This is a genomic window from Paenibacillus sp. GCM10027626 (genome assembly GCF_042676285.1).
Lineage (GTDB): Bacteria > Bacillota > Bacilli > Paenibacillales > Paenibacillaceae > Paenibacillus_Z.
Genome location: NZ_JBHTHC010000007.1, coordinates 53,952 through 70,924 on the forward strand (window position 1 = coordinate 53,952; position 16,973 = coordinate 70,924).

The following is a 16,973-nucleotide window of genomic DNA, read 5'->3' on the forward strand; positions in this document are numbered from 1 at the left end:
AACAGGCCTCCCTTTTATCATTGTATAATTATACATATAAACATTTATTTATTCAACACTCCATCGTATAACGGACAAATAAAAAATAAGCCGTCACCTTTTTCATTTACTTAACGAGATGGCGTTAGATCGCGACCCAGCGTTTAGCCTGAGCTAGGAAAAAGCTGCTCACAAACCTCCATATCGGCAATTACCAACACATCCATATGTCGCCCATAACGCAGAATCGGCCTGATTACGGATCGTTTCCATAATCTTTCCCATAAGGTTCGTCTCGATTGTCCGACAATCATCTGCGTACTATGAATATCGTTGGCTTTATTCAGCAACAGGTATGGAATCTGTCTTCGGTTCCGGGCAGAGAGCAACACAAACTTCCCGCCCAACCGGGTTGTCAAGTCTTCCAACACCTTGATGCGTTTTTTTAACTCATCCGCAACCGCAGCATGATCGTGAACGTAGCATACCACCCACTCTGCCTTCAAGCGGTACGCAATTCGAAAGCCCCGCCTGATTAAACGCTCGGCATTGGTGCTCAATGTTACGCCGACAAAGACCGTCTCCTGTTTTCTCCACGGTCCGCGGAGTGAGTCGTTTCTTTCCCAGGCTTCCAATCGCTCATCGACATCGTCCGCGATTTCCCGCAGAGCCATTTCACGCAAAGCAATCAAATTGCCCGTACGAAAGAAATGACACAAGGCCTGATCCACTTTATCGAGCGCATAAATTTTACCTTCTTTCATTCGCTGCTGCAGCGCTTTGGGCGCGACATCGATGAGCTCGACCTCATCGGCCATGCGCAATACGCGATCGGGTACAGTTTCCCGAACCCGTACTCCGGTAATCTGCTCCACCGCATCGTTCAAGCTTTCCAGATGCTGCACATTCATCGTCGAAATAACAGAAATGCCCGCGTTCAAAATGTGTGCAATATCTTCGAACCTTTTTTTGTTCTTGCTGCCAGGCACGTTCGTATGCGCCAGTTCATCTACAAGCACCACTTCCGGATTGCGGCGAACGATAGCCGCTACGTCCAGCTCTTCCAGATGTGCCCCATGATATTCGAGCTTCGCCCGCGGAATCGTTTGCAATGAACCGACTTGCGCCAACGTCTCTTTTCGGCCGTGCGTTTCAAGCAGTCCAATGACGACGTCAATGCCCTTTTTCTGCAAATCGTTCCCCTCACGGAGCATAGCATATGTTTTTCCGACGCCAGGGGCGGCACCGATGAGCACCTTGAACCGTCCTCTGCGGATTTCCCCTATTTTCCGCTCCACTTCATGGTCGCTTAACCTGCGGTAACGAGCATCCCCCCGGTTCGCCGCCATCATTTTAGTCGGCAGTATCCGTTCGCCTTCCTTATCGGCGCGATCTGCCACGAAGTAAATATCCGTCCGTTTCGTTTTTTTCAGAATGGCGTTGGCAATCGACCCTCGCCACAGCTCTTGCCAGCGGCTTTGTTTGGAATGGCCAAGTACGATTCTCGTCGCCTGGTGTTGGGCTGCAAAATGAGCCAGCATACTGGAGAGTTTCCGTTTGCTTGCGAGCGGAAGTTCTTCAAATCTGGCGCCTATTTTTTCCACCAGTTTTAAAAGGGAACGCTTAAATGCGGCTGCTTCCCGCGATAACGTTTTTTTCGGATGGACGAACGTCACGATCGTCAAATCCCCACCCAACCTTTTGGCGATTTGCTGGCCGCGGCGAACGTGAATGGATCCGTTCCAGTGGTACTGCGCCGAGACGAGAATGCGTTCGACCGAACCGTATGGCCCGGTTAATCCTCGTTCCATACGGTATTTTTCGAGCGAATCGCTCACATCCTCCGCCACAAGCCGCAAGGCGAGCTCTCTCAATTTTCCAATGTTGCTTCGTTTAAACAACGCGGGCGCGGAGTCGCCGTTGACGTGCCCCTCCTCTAGCCGCTTCAGCATCGTTTCCGGCGATACGTCGATCAATTGGATTTCATCCGCCATCTCCAAGGTGTTCGTTGGGACGGTTTCCTCTACCGCGACGCCCGTCCATTTTCTCATCAGTTCCGTCGCGCCTTCAAGTTCATAGACATTAACGGTCGTAATAACGCTGATCCCCTGGCTGAGCAAAAATTGAATATCGTCAAGACGAGTCGGAAACCGGGCTCCATCCCGGTTACGATGGGCAAGCCCGTCGACCAGCACCACTTCCGGATTGCGCTCTGCCAGCTTCTCCAGGTTCAGATCTTTGCGCTCTTTTCCATCCTTGAACCAGTGAATGCTTGGCACACGCTCCAAATTTCCGAGCTGCTCCACCGTTTCCGGCCGCTGTCTTGTCGAAACCGCACAAATAACGACATCGATTCCCTGCTGCTTCAAATGCTGGCCTTCCTGAAGCATATGGTACGTCTTGCCCGAACCGCTGACCGCACCGATGCAGATTTTGAGAAGGCCATGCTGAAGCTTGGAGATGGAGTACAAAATTTCTTCCGGTGTCTTCCTGCGAAAGCTATCCATTGTGCCCCCCTTGAACGCCCCTTCCTATAAGGCAATAGGCAGGGCTTGTGGCTGATTCCTACTTTTGAATTAGTTCGCGCAGCGCTATATTCAGTTTTAACACATTGACTCGCGGTTCTCCGAAAATCCCCAAATCCCGTCCTTCGGTATGCTCTTGCACCAGCTTCTCCAGTTGACTCGCAGGCAATCCTGTCAGCTTGCTGATGCGCGGAATTTGCACGTTGGCCGATTCCGGCGTAATATGAGGGTCCAGACCGGAAGCGGAATTCGTGATCAAGTCAATCGGCAAACGGCTGACAGGAACGAAAGGATTGTCGGTCTTCCAGGCTTCAATAGTTTCTGCCGTCCTTTTCAGCAAGTCCGGGTTCGATGGCCCGTAATTGTTGGACCCAGATGCTTCCGCCTTGTATTCAATGCTGGAGACCCTGCCCTGAAAAAATTGCCGATCGGTAAAGTTTTGCCCGATCAGTTCGGACCCGATGATTTCCCCGTTGCTGCCTTTAATCAGGCTGCCATTAGCCTGACCAGGCATCAATACTTGGGCGATGCCGGTACAGACTAAAGGATACACAACTCCGCATAGCAGGATAAACAACAGACTGAGCCGAATGATGGAAAACCAGTACGATCCGCGGAATGCTTCCTGAACATGCTGCTCTGATTGATTCATGCGCTTTCCTTCCTCTCTGTCATACGAATACGTTGCAACTACACCCATAAGTGCACGACCATGTCGATCAGCTTGATGCCGGCGAACGGCGCAATGACGCCGCCCAATCCGTAAATAAACAGGTTCCGGCTGAGCAGTTGGGCAGAGCTTTCCGGTCTGTAGGCTACGCCCTTCATAGCCAGCGGAATAAGCAGCGGGATGATGATAGCGTTGAACACAAGCGCCGACAAAATGGCTGACATCGGCGAGCCCAGTCCCATCACATTCAGTGCGTTCATTTCCGGAATCGCCAGCATGAACATGGCCGGGATAATCGCAAAATATTTGGCAATATCGTTCGCCAAGCTAAAAGTGGTTAAAGCTCCGCGGGTCATTAGCAGCTGCTTGCCGATCGCCACCACTTCAATGATTTTCGACGGATCAGAGTCAAGGTCGACCATATTGGCCGCTTCCTTAGCGGCGGTCGTGCCGCTGTTCATTGCAAGCCCCACGTCTGCCTGCGCCAATGCGGGGGCATCATTCGTGCCATCGCCGGTCATCGCTACCAGTTTGCCGGCCGCCTGCTCGCGCTTGATGACGGCAATTTTGTCTTGGGGCTTGCTCTCGGCGATAAAGTCGTCCACCCCGGCCTCGCGTGCAATCGTCGCTGCCGTCAACGGATTGTCTCCCGTACACATGATCGTTTTGATACCCATCTTTCGCAGCTGGTCGAATCGCTCTCGCATGCCTGGCTTCACCGTATCCTTCAAATAAATCAAGCCGTAAATGCGATTGTCGACTGCAACGGCGAGCGGCGTTCCGCCTGCCGATGCGATGGCGTTTCCTTTGCTTTCCAAATCAGCGGGAATTATTCCCCCTTGCGCGCTGACCCAACGTTTAACCGCATCAACCGCGCCTTTGCGAACTTTTCGTCCGTCCGGCAAATCGATGCCGCTCATGCGAGTCTCCGCTTTGAATGCAATGAACTCTGCGCCGGCGGCGGCATCCTCAGGATACGCGTACCCTTCTTTTTTCATCAGTTCGAGCACGGATCGACCTTCAGGCGTTTCATCCTTCACCGAACTGACGGCCGCCCATTCAGCTACCGTCGCCGCGGATTCATTCCCAACGGGGATAAATTCGCTGGCCATCCGGTTCCCGAACGTAATTGTACCGGTTTTGTCCAGAATCATCGTATCGATGTCCCCTGCCGCTTCAACCGCTTTTCCTGACATAGCCAGTACATTGAAACGGGTCACGCGGTCCATCCCGGCAATGCCGATTGCGGACAATAAGCCGCCGATTGTCGTAGGGATGAGACACACGAGCAGCGAGATCAAAACGGGGACCTCCAGTTTGATTCCCAAATAATCGGCCAGCGGAGCCAACGTCACTACGACGATCAGGAAAATCAGTGTCAGGCTGACAAGCAGCGTATTCAGCGCAATTTCATTTGGCGTTTTCTGCCTCTTTGCACCTTCGACCAGCGCGATCATCCGATCTATGAACGTTTCGCCGGGATCGCTTGTAATCCGCACGGTGATCCGGTCACTAGCGACCCTCGTACCGCCGGTTACCGAACTGAAGTCGCCCCCTGCTTCCTTAATGACGGGAGCGGATTCCCCGGTAATGGCCGATTCATCTACGGAAGCCAGACCGTCAATGACCTCTCCGTCCCCCGGAATCGTCTCCCCTTGGGAAACAACCACAATATCTCCTTTGCGCAGTTCCGTGGAAGGAACCACCTTTACGCTGTTACCGGACACTTTATTCGCCGTGATTTCTTTCTTCGACTTTTTGAGCGTATCGGCTTGCGCTTTCCCTCGGCCTTCGGCCAACGCCTCAGCGAAGTTTGCAAATAGCACGGTAAACAATAAAATGAGAAAGACGGACAAATTAAAACCGGTGCGTCCTTCGGTACCGAAAAATCCAGGAAAGAGCGTCATCAGCAATACGACGAACGTTCCCGCTTCCACGACAAACATGACCGGATTTTTCATCATGCTGACCGGGTTGCATTTGATGAAGCTGTCCGCGATCGCTTTTTTAACAATCACTGCAGACAGCATGCTTCTTCTTTTCGTACTCATGGTTTCACCTCTTCTATTTCTGGAGCGTCAAATACTCTGCAATCGGGCCGAGCGCAAGGGTTGGCAAAAAGGTCAATGCCCCGATAATCAATACCGTCCCGATGAGAATGCCCGCAAACATTTTGGTGTCGGTACGGAGCGTTCCGATATTTTCCGGCACCCATTGCTTTACCGCTAAGGAACCGGCAACACCAAGCAGTGCCACGATGGAAACGTACCTTCCGAACAGCATGATCAATCCCGTTGAAATGTTCCAGAACGTCGTGTTGTCACCCAGACCTTCGAGCCGGAGCCGTTATTTGCAGCTGAAGACGTATATTCATACAACACCTGCGATATGCCATGGAATCCGGGATTGCTGATGGCCCCTTTCCCCAAGTCCGTCAAAAAGGCAATGGCCGTCGGCACTAGAATAATAAACGGATGAGCCAGTATCGCGATGGCAATCAGTTTCATTTCGCGGGCTTCAATTTTGCGGCCCATAAATTCCGGCGTACGGCCAACCATCAACCCGCAGAGGAAGACGCCCAATATCGCATACATGAGCATGTTCACCAGCCCCACGCCTTCGCCGCCGAACACGCAGTTTAGCATCATTTGCACCAGCGGGACAAGACCGCCCAGCGGTGTCAACGTATCGTGCATGTTATTGACGGACCCGGTTGTCGCCGCGGTCGTAACCGTCGTAAACAAGGCAGACTGCGCAACCCCGAACCGGACTTCCTTGCCTTCCATATTCCCTTGTGAAGCATCGACTCCAAGCGCATTGAGAGCCGGATTCCCCCGCATTTCCGCTGTGTACGCAAGCGAGAGGAAAGCGACAAACATCACGAGCATCGCGCTGAAAATAATCCAGCCCTGTTTTTGATTTCGCGCGAATCTGCCCAACGTATAGGTAAGCGCGGCCGGAATACACCACATCGACAGCATCTCGATCACGTTCGTGAGCGGGCTCGGATTTTCGAACGGGTGCGCCGAATTAACGCCCATATATCCTCCCCCGTTCGTTCCCAAGTGCTTGATCGATACGAGGGAAGCTACCGGACCGATCGCAATTTGCTGCGTCTCGCCTTCAATCGTTGTCGCCTGAACGGTCGGATTGAGCGTTTGCGGCACTTTCAGCGCGACCAGCGCCAGCGTCACGATGACAGCCAGCGGGATGAGCAGGCGCGTGTGCGCTTTGACAAAATCGGTGAAGAAGTTGCCGAGCGTTTTTCCTTTGCTCGTCAGACCCCGAATGAATGCGATCGCTACGACGATGCCGGTTGCCCCCGATGCAAACATCATCATCATAATGACGGCCATTTGCGAAAAATAGGACAGACCCGTTTCACCGCTGTAGTGCTGCAGGTTCGTATTTGTCATAAAGCTGATGACGGTATTAAAAGAAAGCGCAGGCTCCATGTTATCTATGCCATTCGGGTTGAGCGGCAGCCCTTTCTGCATGCGTAATATCAAATAACTGACCACTACCAAGACAACATTGGTCAAGATCAAACTGAGCGTGTACCGTTTCCAGCTCATTTCCGCACGATTTTTCAAACCGGCTATCCTGTAGATCATTTTCTCGACCGGTCCGAATATATTGTCCGTCCGGTTGGGCTGATCGGAAAAGACATGAAAGATGTACGTCCCCAAAGGTTTGACCAGAAAGATTAAAAACAGAATGACCGCTATCAGCTGCAAAATGGCCATATCGTGCCCTCCTCAAACATTTTCATAAAAAGCGATTAAAACTTTTCCGGGTTCGCCAAGGCAAAAATAAGATACAGAAAGATAAAAACGGTAAAAATGGCAACTACAATCATGAACGTTCTCCCTCCAATCCCGATTTCTTGATTTTGGCAACAAAAAAGAAGCTTTCAGAAGAGGAACTCTTCGTCAGCTTCATAAGCACAGGAAAAACACTGTGTCTAATGACGACAATTGTTGCCTCTCTTAAAGACGCTTACGAGGTTAGCTGCCGGATTCGGGCGTAAGAGTCACCCTACGCCGGATTTACCGGCGATTCACCCCATGAAGCCGGTATGCCCGGCTTCTTAATTGGTTCCCCCGCTCCTTCGTTTCAAACGAAGAATTCAGCGATGTAAATCATTTTCAGATCATGGATCGTATGTTACTCCTAGACCAAAAACCTGTAAAGCGAAGAACAATTGTATAACCGTTAAAATATAGCGTTTATGGTTGGCAAAAGATAAGCTTTGCAGAAGATCTTCATTTTTCTCGGTTTTTCTCACTCTTATAAGGCTTTTCAATCATTTTTATGGAATTTTTACACCTTACGCCTGTTTCTTTTACTCCTTTTTTACGGTAACCTAGAGAGTGAGCTTCCAAGCTGAAAAGGCAGACGCGGTCCTTGGCGCGAGGCAGCCATGTATATGGTGAAACTTATACTTTCTTATATTTTGAAAAAAAGAGCAGGATGTGGTTCGTTATGCCTGGACTGAATACGGTATGGACGCCGCTGCGATCCTACATAAGCACGACTGTGCTGATCGTTCTTCTGACAATGGTATTAAAACCATTTGGTCTTGCGTTTGATTTAGTTAATATTGCCATTATCTATCTACTCCCGGTTCTTTTCAGTGCCGTCTTTGGGGGACTGGGCCCTGCTTTTTACGCGGCAATCCTGGGTGTCTTGGCCTTCAACTTCTTCTTCGTACCTCCTGTCCTGAGCTTTAGCGTGTCGGACTTGCGCTATCTGGTTTCATTTGGCGTTTATTTGGCGGTTGCAGCATTAACAGGCAGCTTGGCGGCCAGGCTGAAGCAGCAGGTCCTCTATTCGAAGCAAAAGGAGGCTCACACCGCTGCCCTGTACGCGCTTAGCAAACAGATGAGCGCGAACGCGGACATCCATTCCATGCTGGACAATTTTTCTAGGCAGGTTTCGCAGACCTTTGACATGGAAATTGCGATCTATTTGGCGGATGACAGGAACAAGTTGGCGCTTGCCCATGGTTCCGCCAATCTTCCCGATTACAGGCAAGAGAATGCGGAAGTCTCTGTTGCGGCGCGGTTGTTTGAACACGGTGGCGAGGCGGCGGGAATGAGGATTTCGCGCTTGCACGAAGTCACGGGTTATTTCATTCCGCTTCAGACCGAGGACCGCAAATATGGCGTCATGGCACTTTATCCGAAACAAGAGCGGACCGAGATCACAACAGAGCAAAAGCGGCTACTTGAGGCTCTCGGGAGCTTAGCGGCCAGTGCAATCGCTCGTTTCAAGCTAGCGGAGGAAGCCAAAATCGCGCAAATCACGGCAGAATCGGAACGGCTTCGTACCGCTATTCTGAACTCTGTCTCCCATGAGCTGCGCACCCCTTTGGCAGCCATCATCGGCTCGGCAACCGGTCTTATCGAAGGGGAGCATCTTTTCTCTTCGGAAGATCGAATGGAGCTTCTTTGCACGATTCGGGACGGCGCACTTCGGATGAATCGGCTGGTGGTGAATTTGCTCAGTATGGTACAGCTTGAGAGCGGGATGCTGCGTTTGAAGAAAAATTGGTGCGATGTGGAAGATTTGATCGGCGTCACGTTATCGCAAGTCAAAGACTTTCAGCAGCATCGCAAGCTTCGCGCCGAGCTGCCGGATGACGGCCCCATCATCGTACTGGGCGATGAAGTGCTGCTGGAGCAAATGCTGGTCAATATAGTCAGCAATGCGATCAAATATAGTCCGGATTACAGTGAGATCGTCCTGTCCGTACGGATAGGGGAAGACATGATTGTCATTTCTGTCTCCGATGCAGGGATCGGACTGAACGAGTATGAATACGACCGGATCTTCGAAAAATTTTACCGTTCAGATAAAGCGAGGCAAATTACTGGTACTGGATTGGGGCTCGCTATATGCAAAGGAATCGTGGAGCTTCATGAGGGCACGATCGCGGCGAACCCGAATCAACCACAGGGTACCGTCGTGACGATAACGCTTCCCTTGAACAAGCAAGACACCCTCCCTGCCGCAGCTCAAGAAAGGGGAACGAAAAATCATGACTACGAATGAACATGGGGCGCGCATCCTCATTGTCGATGACGAAGCCCAAATTCGCAAACTGCTGAAAGTAACCCTGCAAGCCCATCAATTTGCCGTCTACGAAGCCTCAACAGGAGAGGAGGGTCTCCGACAGGCTTCCTTGGTGTTGCCGGACTTGATCGTTCTGGACCTCGGATTGCCGGACATAACCGGGATGGATGTGCTTGGCCGCATCCGGGAATGGTCCAATTCGCCGGTCATTGTACTAACGGCAAAAGATAGGGAGGAAGACAAGATCGTGGCGCTGGACAGCGGCGCCGATGATTATGTAACCAAGCCGTTCGGAATGGGAGAACTGGTTGCCCGAATACGTGTCGCGCTAAGGCACGTGGCCAAATCGGCGAACGAGCCCCTCCTCCAGATCGGCGAGCTGACCATCGATTTGGCACAGCGAATCGTGGAATTGAAGGGAGAGCGCATAAAGCTGACCCCGACCGAATACGATCTTTTGAAAGTGCTCGCCTCCAATGCCGGGAAAGTGGTCACGCAGCGTCAGCTGCTTCAACAAGTGTGGGGCAGTAACCACAATGAGTCAGACAGCCATTATTTGCGAGTGTATATTGGACATCTTCGCAAAAAACTGGAAGAAGACTCGACCCAGCCCAAGTTTATCGTGACAGAGCCGGGGATCGGCTATCGCTTCTTGTCCAGGGAATAAAATAAGCCCCGACTACGATCTTTGTTTCATGCATGTGTGGATGTTTCCTGCTACATACTAAAGGTGATGATATTACTATCACGCAATTCGAATCAGAATTGAGGGACCTTTATGGAGCAAAATTTAAGTGAACTGATTTCCCGTTATGGCTATTGGGGAATTTTTGCCGCGTTATCCTTAGGCATTATAGGCTTGCCGATACCTGATGAAGTTTTGATGACTTATGTCGGTTACAATGTATTTCAAGGAACGCTGAATTATCCGCTGGCAATCGTTAGTGCTTTTATAGGAGCCTCAACAGGAATTACGATTAGTTATAGTATCGGCAAGAAACTAGGGCTTCCCTTTCTGCATAAGTATGGACCTAAATTTCATATTACCGAAAAGCGCATCCAACGAACTCAGACCCTTTTTGAAAAATACGGAAACTTCTTGCTATTCATCGGATTTTTCATACCGGGTGTGCGGCATCTTACTGCCTATGTTGCAGGAATATCCAATTTGCAGATCCGTAAATTTATGTTGATTGCCTATTCTGGCGCTCTTGTTTGGTGTGTTACACTGATCACACTGGGGCATACATTAGGCGAAAAATGGTTCTTGGTGAGTACTTACCTACATCGTTACAGCCTCTATCTTATCGGTGTCTCCATTTTCATTGCAGTGGCAATAATTGGTTATCTTAGCCTCAGAAAATCAAAAATAACTTCTTAGTATCTGCCTCACCTTACCGCGCCTCCTCCCCTCCTTAACGGCAACAGATGGACAGGAACCTGCCATTACATTGTTGCTTGTACGCTGATAAAACAGAAACAAATGCACATTTTCCATTTTTAATTCCCCAATTGTGTTCGAGCAACATAATATGTATTCTAAATTCGTCGCTATGGAGGGGAATAATGGGGAGCACGAGCAAATTGAAAATATGGGTCATGACGAATGAGTTTCAACCCGCAATAATCGGAGGACTGGGAACAGTCGCCACTCAATTGACGAAAATGTTGAGCAAAATCGGCGCAAACGTTACAGTTCTGTGCCCCGGAAATTCCAATCGATTAACGATATCAAATCCAAACGGCAATTTACGCATTCTCAGATTCCCAAAAAGTCCAAGATACTTCAATCGGGCCAAAAAATCATTCAAAGCCGAAGCTATTATGAGGATCGCGTCCGCTGAGAAGCTCGTCAAACCCGATATTATTCATGTGCATAGTATAGAATTTGCCGATACAGCCAAGATGGCTGGGGACCGCTTCGGCCTTCCCATCGTCTATACCTGTCATTCTTTGGCATCACGGGGGAATGCTTCGCCTCATGGTAAAAACCAAGCCAAACTGATTCGCACCGCAAGACGAATCGTCGTTCCGAGTCGCTGGCAGGCCGATGTAACAAAAAGGCTTTATTCTGGTCTCAAGGGAAGTAAAATGGCTGTCATCCCCCATGGCGTGACACCCGTATCGAACCATTCAACAGGTGCCCCGCACAAATTGCTCTATGTAGGAAGGCTGATTCCGTCAAAAGGTATTGAGCCCTTAATTAAAGCCGTTCCCCTCTTATCCAGGGAAAAAAGGCAAGTTCATTTGACCATAATCGGAAGCGGCAAAGCGAGTTATCGGAGCAAACTACGTACCCTAGCAAGGCAATCTGGCGCCCTAAAGCGAATTCGCTGGGTCGAAAAAAAACCGCACGAAACAGTACAACGGATGTACGGTTCTTACGGCGCCGTAATTATTCCTAGCAAAGAAGAATCGTTCTGCATGGTTGCACTTGAGGCTATGGCCAACGGTGTTCCGCTTATTTCGACACTTTCGGGAGGGCTAAAGGAATTTGTCAACACCCGAAACGCCCAGGTCATTCATTCAATAGATAGCGTGCATATAGCTCGTGCCATCAAGTCGTTCTGGAACAACCCATCACAATCAAGAAAGCGGGCAGTCAATGCTCGTGCGACTGCCGCCCTGTACAGATGGCCTGTAATCGCCCACAAGTACCTTTCACTATTTTCGAACTTGAAGAAAGGCGGGCCTACATGAGTGATTTCTCGAAAATCCATGTTACAAAACTTGTGAAACAGTTTGAGGTAAAGGTAAGTGTACAAAAGCAAATCCGAGGAGGAATATACCGGATTGTAACCCCAAACGGACGAACATTCAGCCTGAAACGCATGGCGAAACAGCTTGCACGGTTACGATGGATTGATCGAACACTGCTGCGCGTCCAACGGAATGGCCCTCTTCTAGCTTGGCGCAATCCACAAAAGCCGGAAGGGCGTAAACCATATGCAATATCGCAAAAGGGAGAGCTCTTCGTACTGACGCCTTGGATCTCAGGGAGGAAACCTTCGCCGCTCTCTTTAACGGATATGCGGGCATGCGGTATTGCATTAGCCCGATTTCATAAGGCAGGGCAATCTGCGCTAAAAGGAAAAATTGCCTATAGCGAGATTGGAACCTGGTATTCCACATTGCATACCCAGCACCGATATATTCAAAAAAAGATTGCAAAAGCAAAGAGGAATGGCTTTAGTCTGCCGATTAGCCGATTTATCCAACAGCATGGATCAGAGATTCTGCGTTATGCAAACCAAGCGAAAGCATTTTTACGAAGCAGTGGATATGAGTCCTACCGACAAAGTCGTCGACAAAACGGAGTATTGTGTCATGGGGATGGAGGACCGAGCAATTTTATTATAAAAGCCAAAGGCACGTACCTTATTGATTTCGAAACGTTGCATGTCGATCTGCGCGCCTACGATTTATATCGGGTGATTTATAATTCATGCAAAGACTACCGATGGAATTTTTCGATTGCAAAAGCAATTTTGGATGGTTACCGCAAGGTCACGAAACTGAACAAAACCGATTATAAACTTATTCGTGTCTGGCTGCGCTTTCCGTTAACGACTTATTTAGTGCTTGGCTCCTCCAAGAGATTTCCGTTCACAAAAAGCCGGCTACAGTGGGCGCTTGAGAGTGAACGGAGAATCGGCCCTTTTCTGCAAAAACTAGAGGAATATGCAGCGAGACATTGATCTGCAACAGGACAGTAAAGAAAAAATACTCGAAGAAAAGGAACCCTTATGAAAAAAACAACAGGACGTTATTTGGGCGACAAATGGATCAAAACGAAAGCACTTTTACAAGACAAAGAGTTGCAGGCTCTCGTACCGGATACAAAACGTATGAGCGCCACATCGCTACGCCGAATGTTAAATCGTTATTCCATGGTTTATATAAAGCCGGTGTTGGGAAGTTTCGGAAATGGAGTTATGCGCGTGGAACAAAGCAGTGGATCGCGCGGTACGGTTTTCACTTACCAACTCGATCGAAAAAAAAGAACTTTTAAGTCGTTCGACTCCATGTACCAATCAATTCTGAAAAATAAAAAAAACGGTCCTTACCTGGTACAAAAAGGGGTCCAGTTATTGAAGCACAAAGGTCGCAGATTTGACATCCGGGTTATGGTACAACGAAATGCGAAGATGAAGTGGGAAACAACCGGCATTATAGGTCGCGTTGCACATCCCTCAAAAATCATTACAAACTATCATGGCGGCGGAACGCCGAAACCCGTTATTTCACTGTTAAAACCTCATCTTGGCGCCGCAAAAGTTCTGGAATTCGAGCGTATTTTAGCCAAAGTGGGAGAAAAAGCTGCGAGGGCACTAAGTCGAAAGTACCCGTACGTTTCTGAAATCGGTGCGGATGTCGGGGTGGATACAGACATAAAACCATGGATTATCGAGTTGAATACAAAACCGGATCCTTACATTTTTCGGCATTTGAAAAAACGAAGTGTCTATCGCAAAGTGCTTCGGTATCATAAGACGAATTTGCGAATGTTGCGAAAAGCAAGGAGGAATTCGCAGTGAAAATCGTCATTATTGCTCCCGAAGCCATTCCCATCCCTCCGATTTTGGGCGGTTCAGTCGAAATTTCGATACTGGCCATCGCCAAGGAATTGAGTAAATGGCATTCGGTTACGATTGTCAGTAGAGCGCATCGCCGTTATCCTCAACATTCCGTTATAGGCAAGATCCACATTCACCGCGTTCCTGCCGGCGGTCCAATGAAATATTTGGCCAATGTAAAACGATTCTTGAAGGGACGCAGTTTTGATATTGTGCAAATCGACAACCGGCCGAAATTTGTTGGACCGATCAAATCCATGTTTCCAAATACTACAGTATCCTTATTTCTTCACTCGCTGACTTTCGTTAAACCACCCTATGCAAGCCGTGCTGCGGCGAGGGAGGGCTTGCGGAAAGCCGACTTGATTATTGCCAACAGCGCATCGCTTAAAAATCAGCTTTCTGCCCGCTTTCCAAAGGTATCAAACAAAATTCGGGTAGCATGGCTCGGCGTCGATACGTCACGATTTACCCCGTCAACAAAACGCGCTCCTCGCCGTGCTTTCACTTTGTTGTTTGCCGGCAGGCTTATCCCTCGCAAAGGCGTTCCTGTTTTGCTGAAGGCAGCTAAGCTGGTCCGAAGCCGGGTATCCGAACCGATCCAAGTGATTATTGCCGGAGGATCGACGCGTCGCCAGTACACCAAACGTTTGCAATCCATCTCAAGCGGACTTGGAGTACGCGCTCGTTTTCTTGGGACGGTACCCCACCATCGTATCCATCGCATATTCAAGCAAGGCGACTTATTCGTTTGTCCTTCACAAAAACATGAAGCGTTTGGTCTTGTTAATATCGAGGCAATGGCCAGCGGCCTTCCTGTCGTTGCATCGAATAATGGCGGCATCAAAGAGATTGTCGAGCACGGCCGTACCGGGCTGCTGGTCAAACAATATCGCAAGCCCCAAGCTTTTGCTGATGCGATTGCGCAGTTAATCAAAAACAAACCGCTCTATAGGAATATGAAGAAGGAGGCTCGCAAGGTTGCCTTGAAAAAGTTTAGTTGGCGTGCAACTGCCTCTAAACTCAAACTCGTTTACGAGTCCGAAAGATGAATATTCAAAAGTACTAGACTTTTGTCAATAGACTGAACCTTAAAACCGAGAAAATTACGCAGCGGAACGGATCATATATTCGCATATATTAGACGTAAGATACCCGATGGAGGAGTGGTTTTTTTCCATTCCTTGGCTTCTTTCCTGGCTTTGAATTTGTGCAGGTAGACGAGCTTTTTTTATGCATAATCCGTAAGCATCTGGTCAAACAGCTCCGGGCAAAACCTACCTGGAGCTGTTTTGTATTGTTGGACAGTTCCGTTCCATCGAACCTGATGTCTTATCGATGCTGCTCATACCTGCCCGCTTTACTGATTCGGCGAATGAGCTGCAATTCCTCTCCTGACAGCTCCTCCACCGAGGCGGCAGCAATATTCTGCAGCAGTTGCTCGCGCGAGCTGGCTCCAGGAATTACCGCGGCAACGGCCGGATGACTGAGTGAATAACGAATGGCAAGCTGGGTAAGGTTTCTTCCCGGCCGCTCCAGCTCTTGCAGTTGCTTGCGCAGCGCCTCTAGCTCCGCCAATTCATAGCCGTGCACTCCCTTGACCGGCTGCCTGCCTGCCGCAAGAGCTCCGCTGGCCAGAGGTCCTCTAGCGATAACACTTATCTTATTTTCCTGCAGCAAAGGCAGCACAGCCTCCTCAGCCCTCCGGTCAACAATGTTGTATGCGTTCATGACGCTCACTGCCCCGGATCTTGCAGCATACTCGCGGATAACATTGGGCCGAATCGACGAAATTCCGTATTCCCTAATTAGCCCTTCCTGCTTCAATTGCTCGAAGGCCGCTATCGTCTCGTCGATCGGATCGTCAATCGTTCCCCCATGCAGCTGATACAGGTCAATGTAATCCGTCCCAAGTCTTTTCAAGCTTTCTTTTACCGCCGCGAGAATATAGGTTTTAGATGGGTCCCAGACCCAGCCCTCCTGTCCTGGGACTCTCCGGTTGCCGACCTTCGTCGCAAGCACCACCTGTTCCCTTCTCCCCCGAATAGCCTTGCCTACAAGCTCCTCATTGCGCCCGCTGTCGTACAAATCAGCCGTATCCAACAAATTAACGCCTTGCTCCAAAGCCTCATGAATAAGCGCAACAGCCTTGCGCTCCTCTGTACCCAAGGACATGCAGCCGAGTCCAATCTCTCCGACGATCAGTCCAGAAGTGCCCAAATGGTTCATCTTCATGTTATGTACCTCTCCTTCTGGCAAAAAATACGGGGAAAGATACAATTTCCCCCTGCTATTCGGTAATTATATCATAATTTATGCGTGTTATAGCTTTGCTGCTGAGCTCTTCGAGCATGAACGAGGGACGGATGTCACGGCCGCTATTTTCAATATTTTGACCGATCTGAAATTGTAACGGATCTGTACGCCGTTATTTGATGATTAGGAGCACGATTTCGTCAGAAAACGTCCAATTAAGATCGCTCAGATCCGTTAGATTTTCAAAAAGGGGGTTATTGGTGAAATAAGGTCTGTGGCTTCCGTCAAACAGCTCTCTGGCTTAAACCCTTTGGGGCTCGAACCTCTGCGCACATCGCCTCCAGCGACACGCTCTGCCAATTGCTCATAGGACGAAATGTTGTATAAACTACGCCAAGTGACGAAGTCAAAACCTTTTCGAGCGTTGCTGGAGGGGCTCCAAGTAATCGGGCGAACCTATGAAGGCTGACAATCGTCCAAGGCGTGTTCAAGGAGGTGGATACGAGCGACCAACTTTGAGACATGCGGACCTACGATCCGTTATTTGCTCGAAAAACAGGTGATTGGAGGTTTTGGCGGACAGAGAATCCGTTATTTACTGTTTTTCTCTAATTTGTTCGGGAAATTGAGGCAAATAACGGAACCAGGGTCCGCCGCCCAGCCCTTTTGGCATGTTGCGGATCTACGGTCCGGTCAGGTCGCTTCGCGCACCTTTCCATAAGTAAGACTTTGTCTACAGTTAATAGACAGTCGTTACATGAGCAACAAGGGGGATTTCAAGTCATTAGCGTGTTGACGTTTCGTTAACCCGACAAGGCCTCATCCGCCAATGGCAATAGCTTCATATTACATTGTGCTTATTCCAGATTTCAATGTGAATGTCATGAT

The 16,973-nt window shown here is 49.4% G+C and carries 11 protein-coding genes, 1 pseudogene and 1 riboswitch; of the genes and pseudogenes, 7 read left to right on the forward strand and 5 right to left on the reverse strand.

The window, feature by feature from the left end; all coding sequences use genetic code 11:
* Positions 1-143: 143 nt before the first annotated feature.
* From ACFQ0N_RS15030 to kdpA, 4 genes and pseudogenes are all read right to left on the reverse strand, one after another.
* The gene (locus ACFQ0N_RS15030) at positions 144-2,486 is read right to left on the reverse strand and encodes a histidine kinase (protein ID WP_379327434.1); all 2,343 of its coding nucleotides are present in this window, start codon (positions 2,484-2,486) and stop codon (positions 144-146) included.
* Positions 2,487-2,544: 58 nt separating this feature from the next.
* Positions 2,545-3,156 carry a potassium-transporting ATPase subunit KdpC gene (gene kdpC / locus ACFQ0N_RS15035; protein ID WP_379327436.1) on the reverse strand — a complete coding sequence of 204 codons (612 nt, stop codon included), beginning with the start codon at positions 3,154-3,156 and terminating at the stop codon, positions 2,545-2,547.
* A gap of 38 nt (positions 3,157-3,194) precedes the next feature.
* Positions 3,195-5,225 carry a potassium-transporting ATPase subunit KdpB gene (gene kdpB / locus ACFQ0N_RS15040; RefSeq protein WP_379327438.1) on the reverse strand — a complete coding sequence of 677 codons (2,031 nt, stop codon included), beginning with the start codon at positions 5,223-5,225 and terminating at the stop codon, positions 3,195-3,197.
* 13 nt (positions 5,226-5,238) lie between these two features.
* Positions 5,239-6,920: pseudogene (gene kdpA, locus ACFQ0N_RS15045) on the reverse strand (potassium-transporting ATPase subunit KdpA).
* A 235-nt stretch (positions 6,921-7,155) separates the two neighbouring features.
* A riboswitch (cyclic di-AMP (ydaO/yuaA leader) is annotated at positions 7,156-7,319 on the reverse strand.
* 340 nt (positions 7,320-7,659) lie between these two features.
* Here kdpA and ACFQ0N_RS15050 point away from each other — a divergent pair.
* The 7 genes from ACFQ0N_RS15050 (at position 7,660) to ACFQ0N_RS15080 (ending at position 14,881) form a co-directional block, all read left to right on the forward strand.
* Complete coding sequence (locus tag ACFQ0N_RS15050; RefSeq protein ID WP_379327440.1) at positions 7,660-9,231, forward strand: ATP-binding protein; 1,572 nt, start codon at positions 7,660-7,662, stop codon at positions 9,229-9,231.
* Positions 9,218-9,919 carry a response regulator gene (locus ACFQ0N_RS15055; RefSeq protein WP_379327442.1) on the forward strand — a complete coding sequence of 234 codons (702 nt, stop codon included), beginning with the start codon at positions 9,218-9,220 and terminating at the stop codon, positions 9,917-9,919. Before ACFQ0N_RS15050 ends, ACFQ0N_RS15055 begins: the two co-directional genes overlap by 14 nt.
* A 111-nt stretch (positions 9,920-10,030) precedes the next feature.
* The gene (locus ACFQ0N_RS15060) at positions 10,031-10,633 is read left to right on the forward strand and encodes a DedA family protein (RefSeq protein ID WP_379327444.1); all 603 of its coding nucleotides are present in this window, start codon (positions 10,031-10,033) and stop codon (positions 10,631-10,633) included.
* A 185-nt stretch (positions 10,634-10,818) separates the two neighbouring features.
* Positions 10,819-11,952: a glycosyltransferase family 4 protein gene (locus ACFQ0N_RS15065; RefSeq protein WP_379327446.1), complete on the forward strand. Its 1,134-nt coding sequence runs from the start codon at positions 10,819-10,821 to the stop codon at positions 11,950-11,952.
* Positions 11,949-12,950 (forward strand): phosphotransferase, encoded by a 1,002-nt coding sequence (locus tag ACFQ0N_RS15070; RefSeq protein ID WP_379327448.1) that lies wholly within the window; start codon positions 11,949-11,951, stop codon positions 12,948-12,950. Before ACFQ0N_RS15065 ends, ACFQ0N_RS15070 begins: the two co-directional genes overlap by 4 nt.
* 48 nt (positions 12,951-12,998) lie before the next feature.
* A complete protein-coding gene (locus tag ACFQ0N_RS15075) occupies positions 12,999-13,790 on the forward strand; it encodes a YheC/YheD family protein (RefSeq protein ID WP_379327450.1) in 792 nt (263 codons plus the stop codon).
* Complete coding sequence (locus ACFQ0N_RS15080) at positions 13,787-14,881, forward strand: glycosyltransferase family 4 protein (RefSeq protein ID WP_379327452.1); 1,095 nt, start codon at positions 13,787-13,789, stop codon at positions 14,879-14,881. The genes ACFQ0N_RS15075 and ACFQ0N_RS15080 overlap by 4 nt, the downstream gene beginning before the upstream one ends.
* 280 nt (positions 14,882-15,161) lie before the next feature.
* Here ACFQ0N_RS15080 and ACFQ0N_RS15085 read toward each other — a convergent pair whose 3' ends face one another.
* Complete coding sequence (locus ACFQ0N_RS15085; protein WP_379327454.1) at positions 15,162-16,064, reverse strand: aldo/keto reductase; 903 nt, start codon at positions 16,062-16,064, stop codon at positions 15,162-15,164.
* Positions 16,065-16,973: the final 909 nt, after the last annotated feature.

Bases quoted from the DNA above. Each gene is read 5' to 3' on its own strand.
- ACFQ0N_RS15030 (WP_379327434.1), bottom strand. From the start codon at position 2,486: ATGGATAGCTTTCGCAGGAAGACACCGGAAGAAATTTTGTACTCCATC.
- kdpC (WP_379327436.1), bottom strand. From the start codon at position 3,156: ATGAATCAATCAGAGCAGCATGTTCAGGAAGCATTCCGCGGATCGTAC.
- kdpB (WP_379327438.1), bottom strand. From the start codon at position 5,225: ATGAGTACGAAAAGAAGAAGCATGCTGTCTGCAGTGATTGTTAAAAAA.
- ACFQ0N_RS15050 (WP_379327440.1), top strand. From the start codon at position 7,660: ATGCCTGGACTGAATACGGTATGGACGCCGCTGCGATCCTACATAAGC.
- ACFQ0N_RS15055 (WP_379327442.1), top strand. From the start codon at position 9,218: ATGACTACGAATGAACATGGGGCGCGCATCCTCATTGTCGATGACGAA.
- ACFQ0N_RS15060 (WP_379327444.1), top strand. From the start codon at position 10,031: ATGGAGCAAAATTTAAGTGAACTGATTTCCCGTTATGGCTATTGGGGA.
- ACFQ0N_RS15065 (WP_379327446.1), top strand. From the start codon at position 10,819: ATGGGGAGCACGAGCAAATTGAAAATATGGGTCATGACGAATGAGTTT.
- ACFQ0N_RS15070 (WP_379327448.1), top strand. From the start codon at position 11,949: ATGAGTGATTTCTCGAAAATCCATGTTACAAAACTTGTGAAACAGTTT.
- ACFQ0N_RS15075 (WP_379327450.1), top strand. From the start codon at position 12,999: ATGAAAAAAACAACAGGACGTTATTTGGGCGACAAATGGATCAAAACG.
- ACFQ0N_RS15085 (WP_379327454.1), bottom strand. From the start codon at position 16,064: ATGAAGATGAACCATTTGGGCACTTCTGGACTGATCGTCGGAGAGATT.